20 protein-coding genes are annotated in these 20,573 nt (G+C 60.1%); 12 read left to right on the top strand and 8 right to left on the bottom strand.

What is annotated here, in order from left to right:
* Position 1: 1 nt before the first annotated feature.
* From K9B32_RS23045 to K9B32_RS23030, 4 genes are all read right to left on the bottom strand, one after another.
* Positions 2-1,315 carry a cytosine deaminase gene (locus tag K9B32_RS23045; protein WP_224566343.1) on the bottom strand — a complete coding sequence of 438 codons (1,314 nt, stop codon included), beginning with the start codon at positions 1,313-1,315 and terminating at the stop codon, positions 2-4.
* Positions 1,315-2,160 (bottom strand): ABC transporter permease, encoded by an 846-nt coding sequence (locus K9B32_RS23040; RefSeq protein ID WP_224566341.1) that lies wholly within the window; start codon positions 2,158-2,160, stop codon positions 1,315-1,317. The genes K9B32_RS23045 and K9B32_RS23040 overlap by 1 nt, the downstream gene beginning before the upstream one ends.
* Positions 2,157-2,984: an ABC transporter ATP-binding protein gene (locus K9B32_RS23035; RefSeq protein ID WP_224566339.1), complete on the bottom strand. Its 828-nt coding sequence runs from the start codon at positions 2,982-2,984 to the stop codon at positions 2,157-2,159. The genes K9B32_RS23040 and K9B32_RS23035 overlap by 4 nt, the downstream gene beginning before the upstream one ends.
* 65 nt (positions 2,985-3,049) lie before the next feature.
* Positions 3,050-4,060: an ABC transporter substrate-binding protein gene (locus K9B32_RS23030; RefSeq protein WP_224566337.1), complete on the bottom strand. Its 1,011-nt coding sequence runs from the start codon at positions 4,058-4,060 to the stop codon at positions 3,050-3,052.
* A gap of 185 nt (positions 4,061-4,245) precedes the next feature.
* Here K9B32_RS23030 and K9B32_RS23025 point away from each other — a divergent pair, with 185 nt between their 5' ends.
* Entirely contained in the window at positions 4,246-5,196 is a 951-nt protein-coding gene (locus tag K9B32_RS23025; RefSeq protein WP_224566335.1) for a LysR family transcriptional regulator, read from the top strand.
* Positions 5,197-5,199: 3 nt separating this feature from the next.
* Here K9B32_RS23025 and K9B32_RS23020 read toward each other — a convergent pair whose 3' ends face one another.
* Entirely contained in the window at positions 5,200-5,997 is a 798-nt protein-coding gene (locus tag K9B32_RS23020) for a creatininase family protein (protein ID WP_224566333.1), read from the bottom strand.
* A 568-nt stretch (positions 5,998-6,565) separates the two neighbouring features.
* Here K9B32_RS23020 and K9B32_RS23015 point away from each other — a divergent pair.
* Positions 6,566-6,976, top strand: a complete 411-nt coding sequence (locus K9B32_RS23015; protein ID WP_224566331.1) for a cupin domain-containing protein — start codon at positions 6,566-6,568, stop codon at positions 6,974-6,976.
* 108 nt (positions 6,977-7,084) lie between these two features.
* Positions 7,085-7,843 carry an SDR family oxidoreductase gene (locus tag K9B32_RS23010; protein ID WP_224566329.1) on the top strand — a complete coding sequence of 253 codons (759 nt, stop codon included), beginning with the start codon at positions 7,085-7,087 and terminating at the stop codon, positions 7,841-7,843.
* Positions 7,844-8,014: 171 nt separating this feature from the next.
* Here the strand turns inward: K9B32_RS23010 and K9B32_RS23005 are convergent, their stop codons facing one another.
* Positions 8,015-8,500: an adenosine-specific kinase gene (locus K9B32_RS23005; protein ID WP_224566327.1), complete on the bottom strand. Its 486-nt coding sequence runs from the start codon at positions 8,498-8,500 to the stop codon at positions 8,015-8,017.
* A gap of 274 nt (positions 8,501-8,774) precedes the next feature.
* Positions 8,775-9,725 carry a LysR family transcriptional regulator gene (locus K9B32_RS23000; protein ID WP_224566325.1) on the bottom strand — a complete coding sequence of 317 codons (951 nt, stop codon included), beginning with the start codon at positions 9,723-9,725 and terminating at the stop codon, positions 8,775-8,777.
* A gap of 96 nt (positions 9,726-9,821) precedes the next feature.
* Here K9B32_RS23000 and K9B32_RS22995 point away from each other — a divergent pair, with 96 nt between their 5' ends.
* The 9 genes from K9B32_RS22995 (at position 9,822) to K9B32_RS22955 (ending at position 19,161) form a co-directional block, all read left to right on the top strand.
* Positions 9,822-10,697 (top strand): dioxygenase, encoded by an 876-nt coding sequence (locus K9B32_RS22995; RefSeq protein WP_224566323.1) that lies wholly within the window; start codon positions 9,822-9,824, stop codon positions 10,695-10,697.
* Positions 10,694-11,755: a maleylacetate reductase gene (locus K9B32_RS22990; protein WP_224566321.1), complete on the top strand. Its 1,062-nt coding sequence runs from the start codon at positions 10,694-10,696 to the stop codon at positions 11,753-11,755. Before K9B32_RS22995 ends, K9B32_RS22990 begins: the two co-directional genes overlap by 4 nt.
* A 33-nt stretch (positions 11,756-11,788) precedes the next feature.
* Positions 11,789-13,072, top strand: coding sequence for an ABC transporter substrate-binding protein (locus K9B32_RS22985; RefSeq protein WP_224566319.1), 1,284 nt, complete (start codon positions 11,789-11,791; stop codon positions 13,070-13,072).
* A gap of 66 nt (positions 13,073-13,138) precedes the next feature.
* Positions 13,139-13,858, top strand: a complete 720-nt coding sequence (locus tag K9B32_RS22980; protein WP_224566317.1) for an ABC transporter ATP-binding protein — start codon at positions 13,139-13,141, stop codon at positions 13,856-13,858.
* Positions 13,858-14,577: an ABC transporter ATP-binding protein gene (locus K9B32_RS22975; RefSeq protein ID WP_224566315.1), complete on the top strand. Its 720-nt coding sequence runs from the start codon at positions 13,858-13,860 to the stop codon at positions 14,575-14,577. Before K9B32_RS22980 ends, K9B32_RS22975 begins: the two co-directional genes overlap by 1 nt.
* The gene (locus tag K9B32_RS22970) at positions 14,564-15,427 is read left to right on the top strand and encodes a branched-chain amino acid ABC transporter permease (protein ID WP_224566313.1); all 864 of its coding nucleotides are present in this window, start codon (positions 14,564-14,566) and stop codon (positions 15,425-15,427) included. Before K9B32_RS22975 ends, K9B32_RS22970 begins: the two co-directional genes overlap by 14 nt.
* A gap of 6 nt (positions 15,428-15,433) precedes the next feature.
* Positions 15,434-16,522 (top strand): branched-chain amino acid ABC transporter permease, encoded by a 1,089-nt coding sequence (locus tag K9B32_RS22965; RefSeq protein ID WP_224566311.1) that lies wholly within the window; start codon positions 15,434-15,436, stop codon positions 16,520-16,522.
* Positions 16,515-18,269: an FAD-dependent oxidoreductase gene (locus tag K9B32_RS22960; protein ID WP_224566309.1), complete on the top strand. Its 1,755-nt coding sequence runs from the start codon at positions 16,515-16,517 to the stop codon at positions 18,267-18,269. The genes K9B32_RS22965 and K9B32_RS22960 overlap by 8 nt, the downstream gene beginning before the upstream one ends.
* A 7-nt stretch (positions 18,270-18,276) precedes the next feature.
* The gene (locus K9B32_RS22955; protein ID WP_224566307.1) at positions 18,277-19,161 is read left to right on the top strand and encodes an intradiol ring-cleavage dioxygenase; all 885 of its coding nucleotides are present in this window, start codon (positions 18,277-18,279) and stop codon (positions 19,159-19,161) included.
* 263 nt (positions 19,162-19,424) lie between these two features.
* Here K9B32_RS22955 and K9B32_RS22950 read toward each other — a convergent pair whose 3' ends face one another.
* A complete protein-coding gene (locus K9B32_RS22950) occupies positions 19,425-20,501 on the bottom strand; it encodes a GSU2403 family nucleotidyltransferase fold protein (protein WP_224566443.1) in 1,077 nt (358 codons plus the stop codon).
* Positions 20,502-20,573 lie beyond the last annotated feature (72 nt).

The following is a 20,573-nucleotide window of genomic DNA, read 5'->3' as shown; positions in this document are numbered from 1 at the left end:
GTCAGGCTCCAACGACGCTATCGAGTTCACGGTAATCCGGCAGGCTGCGGTCGATGACCTTGCCGCGGCGAAGCACAACGCGGTCAGACTGCGGACGGGAAAGAAATTCGCTCCAGCGACGCGCACTGAAGAGGACGAGATCGGCAGGCCTGCCGGCACCGATGCGGCCCATATCAGAGTGTCCGGCAATGTCGGCGGGCGAGGTGGTTACGACGCGTGCGGCCGTATCGAGCGGATGGTCGAGGTGAAGAATGCGCACGGCTTCGCGGAACACCTCGACCGCATCGAGGTCGCCATAGGCGTAGAACGGATCACGCGTATTGTCGGATGCGACTGCCGTGGCGACACCGGCAGCTGCCAGCTCCTTGAACAGCGTCACGCCCCGCCAGCGCGGCGTGCGGTTGGGATAGCGATCCTGCAGGTAGGCATTGCACATCGGCAATGAGATGATCGAGATGCCGGCTTTGGCGACCAGCTCTACGGTGCGCTTAGCGATCCCATCGTCTTGTCTTGCAAGCGAGCAGCAGTGGCCGGCCGTCACCTTGCCGGCAAACCGGTTCCGCAAAACGGCCTCGGCGATCGCCTTCAAGGTCTCCGCGCCGGGGTCATCCGTCTCGTCGACATGAAGATCGACGTCGAGGCCGTTGTGCGCTGCCGCATGAAGGAGCGTATCGAGCTGCCACGCGAGGTTCGGCCCCATCTTGGTGACGCCGCCGATCAGGCTGCCGGAATTGCGGACGACCGCGACGAGATCGGCGAAGTAGGCCTCGTCCACCATATCGTCCATCGGAAAGAGGGCGACAGCCTGCAGTGTGATCTTGTCCTTCCAGGATTCCCGCATTTCGGAAAAGACGTCGAAGGACACGCGATGCTGAGGGGAGGCCGAATCCAGGTGCGTTCGGATCAGGCTCGTGCCGTGCGCGTAGGCAGACCGAAGAGAGAATTCCATTCGTTTGCGCACATCATCGGCCGACCAATGCGCCTCGCGATCGGCACCGACCGCCTGCAGCGCACCCATGAATGTTCCGTCCGGATTGGCGCTGCGTCCCCAGATATGCCCCTTGTCGAGGTGCGTGTGGACATCGGCAAAGCATGGCCAGACCATCCCCTCACGCAAGTCGGATTTTGCGAATTCCTGTGGGGCACTGCCGGCCGGCAGGATCGTCGAAACAAGACCGTTTTCGATGACGATATCGGCTCGCACAAGGCCTTCATTGGCTGGCGCATTGAAGCCTTCGACGGCAATGGCGGGCAGCGTCGCATTGCTCAGCACGAAACGACCGGCGTTCGGAGGCGACATGAAGGAGTATGTCATCAGTTTTCCCGCTTGAGGCTGCTCTCATGCCAGCGATGCAGGCTGAGCCAGGAGATGAAAGAGGTGATCGCGAAGATCGCCACCCCGAGCAGCGAGAGCATCAGCAGGGCGGCGAAGAGACGGGGGATGTTCATGCGGTACTGTGCTTCCAAAAGGCGGAAGGCAAGGCCGGAGCCGGCACCGGCCGAACCCGCAGCAAACTCGGCAACGACGGCGGCGATCAGCGCCAGACCTCCACCGATGCGCAGACCCGTCATGAAATAGGGCTGTGCCGCCGGCAGCTTGAGGTAGAGCAGCGTCTGCCAGCGGGAGGCACCATAGAGCTCGAACAGGTTGATCAGATTATGATCCACGCTCTTCAGGCCCTGCACCATATTGGAAAGGATCGGGAAGAAGGCGACGAGAAAGGCGCAGATGAGCAGCGCCACCTGTGTCGACGGTGCATAGATCAGGATCAGCGGCGAGATCGCGACAATGGGCGTGACCTGCAGGATGACGGCCAGCGGATAAAAGGCGATCTCGATCCACCGCGACTGCACGAGGAAGATGGCAAAGCCGACCCCGCCTGCAAGCGCCAGCATCAGTGACATGAAGGTGATTTTCGTTGTTACCCAGAGCGCGGGCGCAAGCGTTGCCCAGTCGCTGACGAAGGCGCTAGCCACTGCGCCGGGGCCAGGCAGAATGTAAGGTGCCACGCCGGAAAGCTTGACGTACAGCCCCCAGACGATGACGAGGACTGCGACGGTGGCGAACGGCACCACAATGCGCAGTGCAAGCTCGCGCCGCTTTGCCGTCATCGGAATTGACAACGATGGCGCCGGCTGATCGGCAATGTCCGTGCTCATCCATTCTCCTTTGCGGCGTTGATGGCGCCGATCAGCGAGCGAGACACGGTCTCGCAAGCCTGGCGGTATTCTTCGGACGTCCGGTAATAGGCGTCCCGCTCGAGGCTGGTGAGAAGCGGCAGATCGGCATGGACCCGCCCTGGGCGCGCCTTCATGACGACGATGCGGTTCGAGAGATAGGCGGACTCGAAAACCGAGTGGGTGACGAAAATCACCGTAATGCCCGTCTCCTTCCAGAGGCGAAGCACGTCGTCATTGAGCTTCTGGCGTGTGATCTCGTCGAGGGCCGCAAATGGCTCGTCCATCAGCAACAGCTTCGGTTTGGTGACCAATGCGCGCGCGATGGATACGCGCATCTTCATGCCGCCGGAAAGCTCGCGCGGATAGGCTTCGGCAAAATCCTGCAGGCCGACTGTCGTCAGGGCCTTCATGATCTCTTCGCGCGCCGCAGCCTTCGAGATACCGCGAAGCTTCAGCGGAAGATGGACATTGCCGAACACATTCTTCCACGGCATCAGTGTCGGTTCTTGAAAGACGAAGCTGATATCGCCTTCCGGCAGACCTTTTGCGTTGATGCGGGAACTCGGCCAGTCGATCGTCCCGGAAGAGATGTCGCCAAGGCCTGCGATAATGCGCAGTGCCGTCGATTTGCCGCACCCGGACGGTCCGAGCAGGCTGATGAATTCGCCGCGTTCGACCGTCAATGACATGTCCGACAAGGCGACCGTGCCGCTGGAGAAGACCTTTGAGACCGATTGCATCGAGACAAGCGGTCTCCTGCGCGCGTCCTTGTTCACCGGGATCTTTGCTGAGGCTTGGGGCATCGCCTGTCTCTTTTCATGAGGGGTCCGGTTTTGCCGCCGGGAGCGGCAAACCAATGCGGCGTCCCTTACTTCTTCAGAGCCATGCCGACACCCTTGCACACGTACTTCGTGGTGTATGCCTTGGTGTAGTCCGTCTCGGCCTTGAGAACCTTGATGCCGACCATCTCGGCGAAGAACTTCTTGTAGTGTGCATCGGTGATGCAGCCGATCCCCTTGTCGAGGGCTTCACCGGATTCGACGATGCCGTACTCCTTCATCTTGGCGATCGAATAGGCGATCTGGCCATCCGTCATTTCCGGATTGTCCTTCTTGATCAGCGCGTTTGCCTTGGTGTTGTCGCCGTAGAGGTAGTTGTACCAGCCCTCGATCGAAGCATCGACAAAGCGCTGCACGACATCCGATTTGCTGTCGATCATCGACTGCGTCGTGGTGATCATCGTCGAGTAAGGGGAATAGCCGCTGTCGGCGAGCAAAAATACTTTCGGCTCCCAGCCGGTCTGCTTCTGAATTTCATAGGGTTCGGAGGTGAGGTAACCCTGCTGGCCGGACTCCTTGTCGGCGAGGAATGGGCCGGGGTTGAAATTGTATGGCTTGTATTGCTCGTCCTTGAAGCCCTTGTAGTTCGCCTTCATCCACTCGAAGTAGGTCAGATAGCCGTCCTTGCCGAGAAACAGCGTTTTCAGCTTGGCAAGGTCTTCGAATTTCTCGATGCCGGCGTCCGGATGAGCGATCAAAACCTGCGGATCCTTCTGGAAGATCGCTGCGACGTCGACGAGCGGAATGCCCTGTTCGACGGCCGAGAGTTCGCCCTGCGGGCCGCCCATATAGAAGTCGATCTTGCCGGAGATCAGCAATGCGCTGTTTGCCGCGTTCGGGCCGCCCTGTACGATGGTGACATCCAGCCCGTGCTTGGCATAAGTGCCATCGGCCACTGCCTGATAGAAGCCGCCATGCTCGGCCTGCGCAAGCCAATTGGTGCCGTAGCTGACCTTGTCGAGCGCGAAACTTGGAGCTGCGAGCATGCATCCCAGTCCAAAAGCTGCGGTAAATGCGATGTTATTGAAAGTCTTGGACATGATCGGCGTTCCCCTTTGTGAGCCGTTCGGACGGCTCTTCGGCGTCCGATTTTCTTCATTTGAGCGATTGCGTTGCTGTTTGAAAAGCATCAAAATTCGTGCGCAACGATGCCTTTTTGGCATCTCATCGCGGGTCTGTGCCTAATTTGTGCGTGGCGCTTAAAATTGATGCAACGAGGGGTCGGATGCTGCATTCCAGGAAGCTGCTCTACATCAACGAGATCGCCCGCACGGGCTCGATCCGCAAGGCTGCGGCGCGCTTGAACGTCGCGTCATCTGCAATCAATAGGCAGATTCTGGCACTCGAGGAGGAAATCGGCGCACCCCTGTTTGAACGATTGCCGCGGGGATTGCGACTGACGGCGGCGGGCGAACTATGCATCGAACATATTCGAGAGGTTCTGAAAAACTACGACCGGCTGGAGGGGCGGATCAAAAGCCTGAAGATGCAGCAGGCCGGCAAGGTCCGATTGGTGACGACCGTCGGTCTTGCCTCAGGGCCGCTTGCGGAGATCATCGCACGGTTTCAATTGGAGAATCCGCGCGTCTATTTCCAGATCAGGAACGATGCAGGCACGACGACGGTCAATCCCGTGCTTTCAGGTGATGTCGATATCGGCCTTGGCTTCAATATTCCGGCAACACCGGGGATTCGGACGCTCGGCAACTTCGACATCCCGATCGGTGTCGTGCTGCCGCCCGGACATCGCCTTATCGGTCAGGGGCCGATCAGCCTGGGCGACATCGTCCAGGAACGACTGGTTCTCGCGCAACAGGGCACCAGTCTTCGTGATGTCATCAACCTTGCGCTTGCGCGGCTGGATATCTCCGTCGAGCCGGTACTGGAGAGCAATGCGTCGGAGATGCTGAAGAAGCTCGTCAAATGCGGCGCAGGGCTGACCCTGCTCAATCCGCTCGACGTCATCACCGAATGCCGCGCCGGCGAACTAGTGTTCCGGCCGATTGCCGAGCCTCATGGCCGACATCAGCCGATGAAACTGTTTGCCCGCGCTCGCGCGCCGCTTGATGCGGCGACCAGCCTGTTTGTCGAATATCTGTTGGCCGAGCTTGCCGGCCTTGTTCAGGAGTTGCAGTCCAAGGGACACATTTCTCCAGACAGGTCGTCGCCCGCCTGAGATCTAGCGTGAGAAGAGATTTGTGAGCGGATAGCGCTTCAGGTCATTCAGGAGTTCGATGAAGCCCAGCACCTGATGACGGCAGATCGCCGCCCCTTTCTCGGCCGTGCCGCGCGACGCGTCGCCCACGACACCGGCGGGATTGAGGTCATGTGCGATCCAGGCGAGCGAGTGGGGCGGAAGCGGCTGGATGAACTTCGACTGTTCGCGCATCCATTCGGCCTTGGACACGAAGTTGTCTGCCTTGTCCATGCGGACGAGATCCGGCCTGAAATGCAGCATCAAGGACGTTTCGACCTCTCCGCCGTGGATGCCATATCGGGATTCGTGATCGCTGATCATGCCGTGCGGATGTCCGAAACGGCCCCATTGGGTCGACACGACGGCCATTTGGTGACGCACGCGCAACTCGCGCGCAACAATGCTCATGATGTCGACGTTGCCGCCGTGCGAATTGACGATCACCATCTTGCGGATCCCGGCTTCGGCAACCTTGGCGCCTATTGCCGTCCAAACCGGGATCAGCAGTTCGGCAGGCAGCGAAAGCGTGCCCGGTCCATAAATATGCTCGTTTGCTTTGCCGACTTCCTGTGTCGGCAGCACCAAGATATCGAGGTCATCAGGCCGTTGACGGTGAAGCTCTCCCAGCATGCCGTTGGCGATCGAAACGTCGGTCGCGATCGGTAGATGTGGCCCGTGCTGTTCGGTCGAGGCGATCGGCAAAATGGCGATGGTCGTGTCGGCCGAGAGCCTGGCAAAGTCATGGGTGTTGAGCTCGTTCCAATAAAATGGCGTCGCCATTGCCGTGCGTTCCCTTCGTTGAGGTTTCCTCAGGGATTACGGAATTATGCGACATGCGAAAAGCATCGATTTGCGTGCGCGCCGCTGCCTTTTTGCGATATAGCGGAAGTCCAGGAGCTCAGGGCGGATCAACAGATTTTAGGGCCTTCGCCAATTTGTGTGGTGATCGAGGATATGGATCGGCAACGATGATGGTCCCGTAGCGCCAGGAGCGGCGCGTGGCGGCAGGTTGGACCAACCGATTTACCGTTCATACCCCATCTTCCTGATGTTCTAGCAAAGGGTGGCATTGACCACCTTATTCTAGTTTATATGTATGCGCTCATGTGGGCACTAGATGACCTCTGCGAAAGAGGAACTGGTGCAGGTGGCAGCAGTCTTCGAAGAACCCAGGGAGTGGTGATCAGCCGCGTCTTGTCGAAACTCGCCGGAACGGTGTTGGGCACATCTTGAACCGCAGACCGATGCAGTCGGTCCGGCAAACCTTCGTCCATCTATTTTACCCAATGCCCGTCGCGCACGATCCGCTCCGTCACTGTCAATGACGTCACAAAAGGAGGTGAATGCCATGGGAAGGCTCGCAAGTGGCTTACTTTGTGCAGCGCTGATGGCTGTGCCTGCCGCAGCTGCGGATAAACCCCATAATGCCAAGGTTTCTGTCGTGTTCGACCATGCGCTTCCGAACGTGCCCGGAAAAAGCATGCGCGTTGTGCTGGTCGAATATGGTCCGGGAGGCTCCAATCCCTCCCACACGCACGCCAAAAGTGCCTTTATCTACGCGACCGTGATCGAAGGCATGATCAAGAGCCAGATCAACGATGGCGCGGTCAAGGTCTACAACACCGGCGAAAACTGGATCGAAGTACCCGGTGATCACCATCGCGTCAGCGCGAATGCCAGCGAAGCTAAACCTGCAAAGATCCTTGCCGTCTTCGTCGTCGATACGGACGAGACGAAGCTGACGATTCCCGACAAGTAAACAGTTGCCGTGGGGTGGCGGGAGACGAAGGCAGCTGCCTTTTGCCACTGCCTCAACCGCAAAACCTGAGATGTCCTAGGGGGACATCCAATCTCAAGGGGTAGAACCATGAGAATCGTGATCATCGGAGGCACGGGCCTCATTGGAACGAAAGTTGCAGAGCGCCTGCGCAAGCAGGGGCACGATGTAGCGCAGTCATCCCCTTCCACCGGGGTCAACACGCTCACGGGCGAAGGACTCGAGGGCGTACTTGCCGGTGCAAGCGTCGTACTCGACGTCACAAACTCGCCGTCATTTGAGCCGAGCGCCGTTCTTTCGTTCTTCCAAACGTCGACCACGAACCTGCTCAAGGCGGAACGCGCGGCCGGAGTTCGCCACCATGTTGCGCTTTCTATCGTTGGCATAGAGAGATCACCTGAGAATGGTTACTTTCGGGCCAAGGTCGCTCAGGAAGACCTCATCAAGAAGGGCGGCATCCCTTACACGATCGTTCGGTCCGCCCAGTTCCTGGAGTTCTTGAGCGGGATTGCCGATAGCGCGACTGTCGATGGGACGGTCCACGTATCGCATGGCGCGTTCCAGCCAATCGCTGCGGACGAGGTTGCAGACTTCGTCGCTGAGGCGGTAGCCGGTACGCCCGAGAACCGAACCATCGAAATCGCAGGACCCGAGAAGAAGCCGATGAGCGATTTCGTCAAGGGCTACCTCGCCGCTGTCGGTGATGAGCGAACGGTGGTCGTCGACCCGCAGGCCAGGTACTTCGGCGCGCTTGTCGATGACCAGTCCTTGGTTCCTCTCGGATCCGCCAAGCTTGGCAAGCTGGACTTCAAGACCTGGTTTGCACAGCGCCCACAGGCAGCTGCCTGATCCGACACGGCTTGACGGCATCCGGCCGCCAGGCCAGCCTTGAAAGCGGGGGATTGCGGCAACGCGCCATAGCGCGGGGTCATCGCGGGCGCTTCGTGAATCCGGGCGTCTGGATCATGAGCTTGACGGTATTGTCCAGGCAGGCCTGTCGACTTCGGCTTCATCCAGCCACTACAGTTTGTAGCCGATCTCACGCAGCAGGTTTTTCCGCCACGCAATATCGGCGTCGGTTTCGACACCCAGCGGTGAGGCGCCATCCACCACGCCGAGCACACCGCGGCCTAGTTCCGTTTCCGCGACGATCACCTGGGTCGGGTTGGCCGTCGCGCAGTAAATGCGGCAGACCTCCGGCACCGCACGTACCGCAGCCAGCACGTTGACGGGAAAGAACCCGTCCCCCAGGAAGATCAGGAAAGAGTGGCCAGCGCCAATGGCCAACGCGTTGTCGCGTGCGAGTGCGATCACTGCTTCGTCATTACCCGACCAACGCACCAGCCGCTTACCCGAGGCCTCGCAGAAGGCCAGCCCGAAGCGAATGCCAGGAACCGCGCCCACCAGCGCCTCGTGAAGATCTTCCACAGTCTTGATGAAATGCGACTGGCCAAAAATGAAGTTGGAGGCGTCCGGCTTGACGATGGGCACCACGGCAAGTTCCATGGCTGCGCTCCTTCAAGGTAGGTAACGCAATGGTAGGTAGGCGGACGAACCGCGATTTCAAGCGGCCTGCTAACGCAGGTCGCTGAGGTTACCACGTGTCGGCCCCAGCCGGAATTGTGCATCGTGCTGCCCGGCCCCCAATTGGAGCGACACCAAAAAGGATGCTCTCGTAGAAGAACCAGCACTGGAGCAATATACTGGAAGCCGCTCCCCCAATAGTGATCTGAGTTGTTGTGAACGCCTGACAGTTGGCGCGCGGCCTGGGCGGCAGCTGCTACCGCCCCCAAACCACCGCTTCCTCGTGCCTCTTGATCAGGTGCCTCAGGCTTTCGAATCCGGAGCGTATATGCTGCGCGAACTGATTGACTGCCGGAGATCGGGCGGAATCGGCGCGGGTGAGTATCGCCAGAGCCCGTTCCGGATGCGGGATGGTCAGCGGCAATGCGGTGATCGATTTCTCCTTCCGCAAGGCGAAAACCACGCTATGGGGTATGACCGTCAGAGCATCCGCTGCCTTGAGATAGTTGATGACACTCATCAGCGAACCGCCGGAATAGCGGATCTTGATTTCGGTTGCGCCGAAGGAGAGCAACAGGGCGCGAAGATCGGCGAGCAGCGGGCTGCCCGGCGGAGGCGCTACCCAGGGATAGTCGAGAAGCTGGCTTGGCTGCGGCCGACGCTTGAGCAGCAGTGGATGCGTGACCCTGCAGGCAATCACGTTGCGTCCCGGAAGGATTTGTTGGAATTCCAAGCCGGAACCCTCATCCAGAATGTCGATCGGGCAGATCGCAAGGTCGATCTGGTCGGCCTTCAAGGCGGCGCGAAGATCCGGGAAGTAGCCGTAGCTTTGATCGATCCGAACATCAGGATGTGTGCTCTGAAACTCGGCGCACAACCCTGCGATCAGTGCATCCATGAAGAAGGGCGTGCCTCCGACGCGCACGACGCCGCTCTTGCCGACGCGGAAGCTTTCCACGAGATCCGACGCCTTGCGGGATGCTGCCAGCATGACCAGCCCTTGCTCAGCCAATGACAGGCCAAGCGACGTGGGTTGAAGCGGTCTGCGTCCTTTGATGAACAGTGGCTCGCCGAGACGCATTTCAAGCATCGACAGGGTGCGCGAGACAGCGGGCTGTGCAAGCCCGAGGAGGGCCGCTCCCTCGGTCACTCCGCCGGTTTTGACCACTGCGGCAAGCTGGATCAGGTGTCGTTCATCTATCTTCATAACGATCTGTTATATTAAAGCTGAATCAAATCATCAATCGGCTGCGACAGGCCTGCTAGTTTGCCATTACCAACGATGCGGTTTTGGGAGAGACGCATGCCGCCGGCAGCCGATGCGCTTATTTTCAGTGAGGCCACTTCCTCGGACGTGTTTGCTGAGCGCATGCCCTCGGGCAAGGGCGGCCAGTTGCCCCGCCTCATGGCGGCGGTCGCCAAGCACGCGCATGAACTGATCAAGGAATTCCGACCCACCCAGGATGATTGGCGCGGGGTGATCGCGTTTCTCACGGAAGTCGGCCATGCCTCCGATGAACGCCGTCAGGAGTGGGTGTTGCTCTCCGACCTGATTGGCGCGTCGGCCCTCGTGGAGGAAATCAATTCGCGGCGGCCGAAAGGGGCAACGCCGAACACCATTCGCGGGCCATTCTTTCGCAGCGATGTGCCGGAGCGCCCGCAGGGCAGCTCGATTTCGCTTGATGGAGTGGGAGAGCCGCTTTGCGTCTCGGCCCGGATCATTGATCTCGACGGCCGCCCGATCCCGTCGGCCGAGCTCATCACCTGGCAGGCCAACGCTCAGGGCTTTTATGAGAACCAGCAGCCGGACCTGCAGCCCGAGCACAACCTGCGTGGCCTTTTTCGCGCCGACGCCGACGGAAGCGTCAACTACCGCACGGTCATGCCAAAGGGATACAGCGTGCCCGACGATGGCCCTGTCGGGCATTTGCTGGCAGCGGCGGGTTATCCTTTGCATCGGCCGGCGCATCTGCATTTTGTGGTCCGCGCGGTCGGTTTCGAGACGATCACCACGCATGTCTATGATCGAAACGATCCGCATCTCCACGAGGACGCGCTGTTTGGCGTCAAACCCGAGTTGGTCCGGGACTTTCGCCCCGTGAGTGGAGATGTCTCGCAGATGCGGCAGGTAGATTTCACGTTCGTGATGGTGCGGGCAAGACCGGAGAAAGCACGATGAGCCTGTCGTTCCACTATGCCGGCAGCCCGGCCCATATCGTCTTCGGCGAAGGGGCTAGCCAAGAGGCGGCAAACTGGATCTCGAAGATCGGTTGCCGGAGAGCCTTGGTTCTTTCCACGCCACAGCAGAAGAGTGACGCCGAGGCACTGGCTGCGAAGATCGGGCCGCTGGCCGTCGGCGTATTCAGCGGCGCCGTCATGCACACGCCTGTCGATGTCACCGAGACGGCAATGAAGGTGGTTGGGGAAAGCGGAGCCGATTGCGTCGTGTCGCTCGGCGGCGGCTCGACGACGGGTCTCGGCAAGGCCATCGCTTATCGCACGGACCTGCCGCAGATCGTCATTCCGACGACCTATGCAGGCTCGGAGGTCACGCCGATCCTTGGTCAGACCGAGGGCGGTCGCAAGACGACAGTGAAAGGTGCGAAAATCCTGCCCGAGGTGGTGATCTACGATGCCACGCTGACAACGGGCCTTCCGGTTGGCTTGTCTGTGACCTCGGGCCTGAACGCCATGGCCCATGCCGTCGAAGCGCTCTATGCGCAGGACCGCAACCCGATCTCGACCCTCATGGCCGTCGAAGGTTTGCGCGCCTTCCGATCTGCACTTCCGCAAATCCTGGCGACGCCTGGCGACCTAAATGCGCGGGCAGGCGGTCTTTATGGTGCCTGGCTTTGCGGCACAGTCCTTGGCACGGTCGGCATGGCGCTGCACCACAAGATTTGCCACACGCTCGGCGGCACCTTCGACACGCCGCATGCCGAAACGCATGCGATCATGCTGCCGCACACGGCCGCCTTCAATGGGGTGGCGGTGCCCGAGCTTCTTCAGCCTGTGGCAGAGATTTTCAAAGGTTCGGTCGGCGGGGGGCTTTGGGACTTCGCCAAGTCGATCGGTGCGCCACTTTCGCTGCGTGATCTGGGCCTCACTGAAGCCGACCTCGACAAGGCAAGCCGGATCGCGGTCGAGAACCCCTATTGGAACCCGCGATCGATCGATCGGCAATCGATCCGCGCATTGCTGCAACAGGCCTGGGAGGGCCGCCGGCCGGAGAATTAGTCGTCACACAAGGGGGAATGGGAGGAAAATGAGATGACAACCAGACGCGAATTCCTGAAACAGACGGCAGCCACGGGCGTGCTTGCTGCCGCATCCGGGCTGGCTTTGCCGGCGCTGGCACAGAAAAGCTCGATCAAGCTCGGCTATGTCAGTCCGCAAACCGGACCGCTTGCCGCCTTCGGCGAGGCCGACAAGTTCGTCATCGAGAACTTTCTTGCGACGACCAAGAAGATGGGCCTCGACTATGAGGTTGTCGTCAAGGACAGCCAGTCCAATCCCAATCGTGCCGCTGAGGTCACCAAGGAACTGATCGTCACCGATGAGGTAAACCTGGTCCTCGTTTCCTCGACACCCGAAACCACCAACCCGGTGTCGACGACCTGCGAAGCCGAAGAAATGCCCTGCATTTCGACGGTTGCGCCGTGGCAGCCATGGTTCATCGGCCAGCAGGCAAATCCCGGCGACCCGAACTCCTGGAAACCATTCAATTTCGCCTATCATTTCTTTTGGGGGCTCGAGGACATCATTGCCGTCTTTACCGGCATGTGGGGCCAGGTCGAGACCAACAAGAAGGTCGGCGGGCTGTTCCCCAACGACGGGGATGGAAATGCTTGGGGAGACAAGGTTGTCGGTTTCCCGCCGGTGCTCGCAAAGCTCGGCTATACGCTGACCGATCCTGGCCGCTTCCAGAACCTTTCGGATGACTTCTCCGCGCAAATCAACGCCTTCAAGCAGGCGAACGCCGAAATCGTTACCGGTGTCGTTATCCCACCGGATCTTACGACCTTCTGGAACCAGGCAAAGCAACAAGGCTTCAAACCAAAGGTTGCCTCGGTCGGCAAGGCGCTGCTGTTCCCGCAAACGGTGGAATCGCTCGGCGACGCCGGCCACAATCTTTCAACCGAAGTCTGGTGGACGCCAAGCCACCCCTTCAAATCGTCGCTGACGGGTGAGACCGCCGCGCAGGTTGCCGAGGCTTTCACCAAGGCAACGGGGAGGCCCTGGACACAGCCGATCGGATTCGCGCACGCGCTGTTCGAGCTGGCCGTGGATGTCATGAAACGTGCTGACGATCCAAGCGACGGCGAGGCTGTTGCCAAGGTCATCGGCGAAACAAGGCTCGACACGCTCGTTGGCCCGATCGCCTGGGGCAACGAGAAACTGCCGCCCTTTGCGCAGAAGAACGTTGCCAAGACGCCGCTTGTCGGCGGCCAGTGGCGGCTGAAACAGGGCGGCAAGGGGTATGATCTCGTCATCGTCGAGAACGCCACTGCACCCAACATACCGACCGGCGGGAAAATGGAGCCGATCGCCTGAGCGCGTCAGCGCTGATGAGGCGATGAGGGAGCCGTGGAGGCGGCTCCCTAAGTGGGAGAGAGATTTATGCCAATATTGGAACTGGAAGGTGTCTCGAAGACGTTCGGCGCGTTGACCGTCGCGCAACAGATTTCCTTTGCCGTGGACGACGGCGAGGCGCTCGGCATCATCGGCCCCAACGGCGCCGGCAAGTCGACCCTGTTCAATCTGATCACTGGCAACATCCAGGCAGAGAGCGGCGCGATCCATTTCATGGGCTCCGACGTGACCAAAACCGCGCCGATGGCGCGGTGCTTGGCCGGAATGGGCCGCACATTCCAGATTCCGCAGCCCTTTGATCAGCTCACCGTGTTCGAGAACCTGCTTGTGGCCGGATCGTTTGGCGCGCGGAAGCGGGAAGGGGAGGTCGCCGATCGCTGTGCAGAAATCCTGATCGATACAGGTCTGATCGACAAAGCCAATGCAATGGCCGGCAGCCTCACGCTCTTGCAGCGCAAGCGGTTGGAACTGGCGCGTGCGATGGCAACCGATCCGAAGCTCCTGCTGCTCGACGAGATTGCCGGTGGGCTGACGGAAGGCGAATGCCGGGCGCTGGTGGCGACTATCCGCGGCCTCCACGGCAAGGGCATTACGGTGATCTGGATCGAGCATGTCCTGCATGCGCTAAACGCCGTGGTCGGACGCCTGCTCGTCCTGCATTTCGGTCGCGTGATCGGCATCGGTAAGCCCGACGAGATCATGAACTCGAAGCAGGTCCGCGAAATCTACCTGGGGATCGATGTGTGATGCCACTTCTCGAAACCCATGCACTGACGGCTTCCTACGGTGACTTCCAGGCGCTGTTCGGCATCGATATCAGGCTCGAAGAGGGCGAGACGCTGGCGATCATCGGCGCGAATGGAGCCGGCAAGACGACGCTGATGCGGTCGCTGTCGGGTGTCCTCAAAAACGAGCCCGGTTCCATCAGCTATCGGGGAGAGGCGATCGGCGCGCTGGACGCCCCCGATGTGATGTCGCGCGGGATTGCCATGGTGCCGGAGGGCCGGCGGTTGTTTCCATCGTTGACCGTCGAGGAGAACCTGCTGATCGGTTCCTACGGTCGCAAGGCCACGGGTACCTGGACGCTCGAGAGCATCTATGCGCTGTTTCCCGTCCTTAAGGAACGTCGGCGAAACTCTGCCACGGCACTTTCCGGTGGGCAGCAGCAGATGGTGGCGATCGGCCGGGCGTTGATGTCGAACCCGGACGTGCTCCTTTGCGATGAGATCAGCCTCGGACTGGCGCCGGTCGTGGTACGCGATATCTACGCCGCTTTCCCGCGCATCCGCGAAACCGGCGCGGCGATCATCATCGTTGAGCAGGACATCGCTCAGGCACTCAAGGTCTCCAATCGGATCTATTGCATGATAGAGGGCCGCATCACGCTTACCGGAAAGCCATGCGATCTCGACCGCGATGCCATTCACAAGGCCTATTTCGGAGCAGATGGTCATGAACTGGCTTGATACGATAGCGCAGGGCATCCTGCTTGGCGGGCTCTATGCGCTTTTTGCCGCGGGGCTGAGCCTGGTCTTCGGCATCATGCGGCTGGTCAACCTTGCCCATGGCGACCTGATCGTCTTCGCCGCCTTTGTGATCCTGTTGCTTGTTTCATTGCTGGGGCTCCATCCTTTCGTTGCGGCGTTCATCGCGGCGCCTCTCATGTTCGCAGCCGGCTGGGTCCTTCAATACCACTTGCTCAACCGCACGCTCGGAAAGGATATCCTGCCGCCGCTGCTCGTCACGTTCGGTCTTTCGATCGTCATCCAGAACGGTTTGCTGGAAGGCTTTACGGCCGACAGCCGTCGGATATCGGCAGGTGCGCTCGAGACCGCCTCCATTTCGCTGGGACCGATCAATGTCGGTGTCATGCCGATGCTGACCTTTGGCTCAGCGATCCTCGCCATAGTTACGCTGAACCAGTTGATCTATCGCACCTCGATCGGCCGCGCGTTTCGTGCCACATCCGACGATGTCACCACGGCGGGCCTGATGGGCATCCGGCCGCAACGCATTTTCGCAATGGCAACAGGCCTTGCCATGGTGGTGGTGACGATCGCGGCGCTCTTCCTCGGAACACGTGCCAATTTTGATCCCACGTCGGGACCGGCCCGGCTGATCTATGCCTTCGAAGCCGTCATCATCGGCGGGCTGGGCTCGCTTTGGGGAACGCTGGCTGGCGGAATCATACTTGGTGTCGCGCAGACGATCGGGGCGGCCATCAATCCGGAATGGCAGATTCTAGCCGGGCATCTCGCGTTCCTTCTCGTCCTCCTGTTCAAGCCGCGCGGCCTCTTCCCGCGCGCAGTGGATTGAAACGTCATGGAACAGTTGCTCTCACCAACCTTCAAAGTCGAGACCCGTACAGGCGCATCCGCGGCATTCGCCCTCATGGCTGCGATCGTCGTGATCCTCGCATTCCTGGCGCCGCTTCTGGTGTCGCGCGGCGCAGTCCAGGACCTGTTCTTCATCCTCACCATGCTGGTGTTGGCACAATGCTGGAATCTTCTTGCCGGATATGCCGGCCTGATTTCGGTCGGCCAGCAGCTTTTCGTCGGTTGCGGGGCTTATGCCATGTTTGCTCTCGTCAGCCTGTTGGGGCTCGATCCTGTCGCGGCAGTCCTGGTCGCCGGCGTCTTTGCGACGATCGTCGCCGTGCCGACGGCGTTCTTCACTTTTCGCCTCTACGGTCCCTATTTCGCCATTGGTACATGGGTGATCGCCGAGGTCGGCCGCTTGCTCTTTGCCCAGTGGAAGGCACTCGGCGGCGGTACCGGCACATCATTGCCGCGTGACGCGACGCGCGACATGATCGGCATCGACCTGTTGAAATCCTTGTTTCGGATGAAATCGGCGGAGGCGGGCGACGCGCTGACCTATTGGCTCGCGCTGGTACTCGCTCTGGTCACGATCGGGGCCATCTACTGGTTGCTGCGATCGCGCAACGGCCTGGGTCTTGCCGCGGTCCGCGACAACGAGCAGGCGGCACGCGCGCTCGGCGTCGATGCCCGGCGCATGAAGACGATGGTCTACCTGACCGCGGCATTTCTGACAGGCTGCTGCGGCGCGCTGATCTATGTCCAGAAGCAACGCATCTCGCCGGATGCTGCCTTCTCGGTGATCGACTGGACGGCCTACGTGATCTTCATCGTCGTCATCGGCGGCATCGGCACGGTCGAAGGGCCGATCATCGGCGTCATCGTCTTCTTTCTGCTGCAGAACCTGCTTGCCGGCTATGGCTCCTGGTATCTTTTGATTCTCGGCCTGGTCGCCATCGTCACGATGCTGTTTGCGCCGCGCGGGCTTTGGGGCCTGTTTTCCGACCGCACCGGCATCCAGCTTTTTCCGGTTCGCCGAATTCTCAAAGGTGGACCCCTTGAACACAAGCAAATGGGAGGGCCAAATGGCTGATATCACAACGGATGTACTCATCATCGGAACCGGCCCCGCGGGTTCTGCGACCGCGGCACTGCTGTCGACCTACGGCGTCGAGAACATGGTGATTAATCGCTACCGGTGGCTTGCCAACACGCCGCGAGCGCACATCACCAATCAGCGCACGATGGAGGTGTTGCGCGATCTCGGCCGCGATGTCGAGGACGAAGCCTACATGTTTGCCGCCGAGCAGGACCTGATGGGTGAGAATGTGTTCTGCACCTCTTTGACGGGCGAAGAAATCGGCCGCATGAAAAGCTGGGGCAAGCATCCGTTGTCTCGCGCCGAGCATCAACTCTCCTCGCCGAGCCTGATGAACGACCTGCCGCAGACCTTCATGGAGCCGCTGCTTTTCAAGACGGCCTGTTCGCGTGGCACACAGGCGCGCATGTCATGTGCGTATATCAGCCACGAGCAGGATGCCGATGGCGTCACGACCATCTGCCTCGATCGATTGACAGACAAGGAATTTACCGTCCGCTCCAAGTTCCTGATTGGCGCCGATGGTGGCAATTCGCGGGTTGCCGAACAGGAACAACTGCCATTCGAGGGCAGGATGGGTGTCGGCGGCTCGATGAACATCCTGTTCGAGGCCGATCTGTCGCGGCATGTCGCCCACCGTCCCTCGGTGCTCTATTGGGTGTTGCAGCCCGGTGCCGATGTCGGCGGCATCGGCATGGGGCTGGTGCGCATGGTCCGGCCCTGGCACGAATGGCTGATCGTCTGGGGCTACGACATCAACCAGCCAGCACCCGAGGTGACCGAGGATTTCGCCATCAAGGTGGTGCGGGACCTGGTCGGCGACCAGGAACTCCAGCCAAAGATCAAATCGGTATCGACCTGGACCGTGAACAACATGTATGCGACACAGATGTCCAACGGCCGTGTCTTCTGCATGGGCGATGCAACGCATCGTCATCCGCCGTCGAACGGACTGGGCTCAAACACCTCGATCCAGGATGCCTTCAACCTCGCCTGGAAGCTGTCCATGGTGCTGAAAGGTCAGGCCGGACAAGGCCTGCTCGACAGCTACAATGCGGAGCGCGCGCCAATTGCGAAGCAGATCGTTACCCGCGCGAACAAGTCGATCGAAGAGTTCGGTCCGATCTTCAAGGCGCTAGGCCTTCTGGATTCTGTTGATCCGGTCAAGATGCAGGAAAACATGGACGCCCGTTGCAACGATACGCCGGAGGCGGAAAGGCAGCGCAGGGCGATCCGGGATGCGATCGCCTACAAGGTCTATGAGTTCGATGCCCATGGCGTCGAAATGAATCAGCGCTACAAATCGGATGCGATCATCAACGACGCTCAGCCGGAGCCCGCCTTCGCAAAGGATCCGGAACTTCACTACCACGCGACAACGTGGCCCGGCGCGCGCCTGCCGCACGCTTGGCTCTTCAATCACAGCGGCGACAAAGTCTCGACCCTCGACCTCACCGGCCACGGCGTCTTCACTGTCTTAACCGGCATCGGCGGCGACGGTTGGGTGGCGGCGGCCCAGGCGCTAGCAAAGGAGTTCAACATCCGGATCACCACGCACACGATCGGACCGCGCCAGGAATGGCAGGATCTGGTTGGCGACTGGGCCAACGCGCGCGAGGTTCGGGATTCCGGAGCCGTTCTTGTGCGGCCGGACCATCACGTTGCCTGGCGCGCAGATTCAATGGTCTCCAATCCGGAAGCCGAACTGCGCCGCGTCCTGACATCCATTCTTGATAAGTGAGAGCATCATGCAAGCACATGAAAAGGGCTTCTTCACGGAAGAAGATTCGGTCGCGGTGGTGACTGGCCGCAACAAGAGTGCCAAGGACGAACGCCTGAAACAGGTGATGGAAGTCATCACCCGAAAGCTCCACGAAGCGGTAAAGGAGATCGAGCCCACACAGGATGAGTGGATGCAGGCTATCTTCTTCCTGACGCACACGGGCCAAATCTGCAATGAGTGGCGGCAGGAGTTCATTCTCCTCTCCGATGTCCTTGGCGTGTCGATGCTGGTCGATGCAATCAACAACCGCAAACCCTCGGGTGCCTCGGAAAGCACCGTGCTTGGGCCGTTTCATGTTGCCGACGCGCCGGAACTGCCAATGGGTGCAAACATCTGCCTGGATCAGAAGGGCGAGGATATGTTCATCGAGGGACGGATCCTCGACACCGATGGCGAGCCTATTGCCGATGCACTGATCGATATCTGGCAGGCGAATGATGAGGGTTTCTACGACGTCCAGCAGAAGGGCATTCAGCCGGATTTCAATTTGCGGGGCGTGTTTCGCACTGGTCCTGATGGGCGCTATTGGTTCCGGGCCGTGAAGCCGAAATATTATCCGATCCCCGATGACGGTCCGGTTGGACAATTGCTGAAGGCCCTTGGCCGCCATCCCTACCGGCCGGCCCATCTCCATTACATCATCAAGGCCGACGGTTTCGAAACTCTGACAACCCACATCTTCGATCCCGATGATCCCTACATCGATTCCGATGCGGTTTTCGGGGTGAAGGAGAGCCTGCTTGCAAAATTCCGCCGCACGAGCGATCCCGAACGGTCGCGACAGTATCAGTTTGCGGGCGATTTCTGGGAGGTAAAGCACGACTTCGTCCTTGCCCGCAGGAAGCACTGAGGCTTCAGACGAGGATCCTTGCACGGCCGCGGCAGTGTTAATACGCGCCCTGCAACGATTAATGTCCGCGCCGACTTTATGGGCTGCGCAAAAGGTGGAACGGGCGTGCGAATAGGACCATCCGTACCGTCATCGCAGCAGGTGACACTAGGCGCAGGTTTGGGGGAGCGGTTCCCGCGAGGAAGCATGCGGGTGCGATAATCTGCCCAAAGTCGGCTATGGCGCGTGCGTCGAAAGATGACACGATTTCGTCGGTCACCGCCCTATCCTTTTGCGAGTTCCTCCACCTGGACACCGAGGGCATCAGCCAGCGCGGCCTTGCCGTTGTTGTAAGGCATCATCGCCAGACCTGAAGCGATCCCCTCCCGCCACGACGGTCCGCGCTCCCATGCCTCCTGGTACGCGTCTGCCAAGACGTCGCCCTGCCGGGTTTGAAGCATGGCCTCGAAGAGCGTCGCGGCTTGCAGGAGGTCCTTGTCCCGCTTCGCCCTCCCAAGTGCATCCGTTGGCCGCCTGGAGGCCACGATGCACTTATGGACGGCATACCTCTCGGGAGCCGGGACATTGACGCTCACGCCTTCCCGGTGCAGCAGAACGGTCCTCACGGGCTCGTAGATCAGATAATCCAAGAACCGGAGGTTTTCCGCCGACGTACCACCGAGGGCGGGCATAGGTGACGGCTTTCCCGTGTATTCATCCGATCCCCGGTTGCCCGTCAGGAATTCGACCCTGTAATTGGTCCGGTTCACGAAAGCCGTTACCCGTGCTTTGTCGGCCTGATGCGGTACGGCCCGGAACGTCGGATCGACGGCCGCCAAGATACTCAAGATCGGCGGCAGGCTGTCATCCACCTCCTGAGAGATCGCGAAATCCATAGCCAGGTCGGGATCGCCTGTCTGCATTGCCGTCGTCGGAAGCCGAACGCCAAGGACGCCCGAGTAGCAGCCATAGGCCACCGAGCCGACGAGGACGCCATGCAGGCGAAAGAACCCCGCATCCGCGAGCGCCTTCGTGATATCGCCGGCGAACCGATCGGGAGCCGACATGCCACCCGAGCGGAGGAGCGTGGAGACCAAGCGTCGCCGCTCCTTGATGTTGTCCTTGATCTCGCGATGTCGCCTGACGCGCTCTGCGATCTCGAGATCAGCTGCGGGGCCAACATAGCTCCGCTTGTCCTTGCCCTTGGGAGTAGGGATGTCGAAATAGAAATAGTCTTTGCCCTTCACCGGTACGGTTACAAAGCGACCCTCGAGCGGGAAGTCCGATTGCCATTGCGCGTCCAATGTCTGCTGGGCGAGTTCCGCGAACATCGTGCGGAATACAAGGCCAACATCTTTCATCGTCATCGACGGCCTCGGTTATAATGTGTTTGCAAAAACATTATAACTCCCTTGCTCGTTGTCAAGGCAGGC

Source organism: Rhizobium sp. 3T7, assembly GCF_020166565.1.
Taxonomy (GTDB): Bacteria; Pseudomonadota; Alphaproteobacteria; order Rhizobiales; family Rhizobiaceae; genus Rhizobium.
This window is presented reverse-complemented; position numbering and strand designations above follow the sequence as displayed.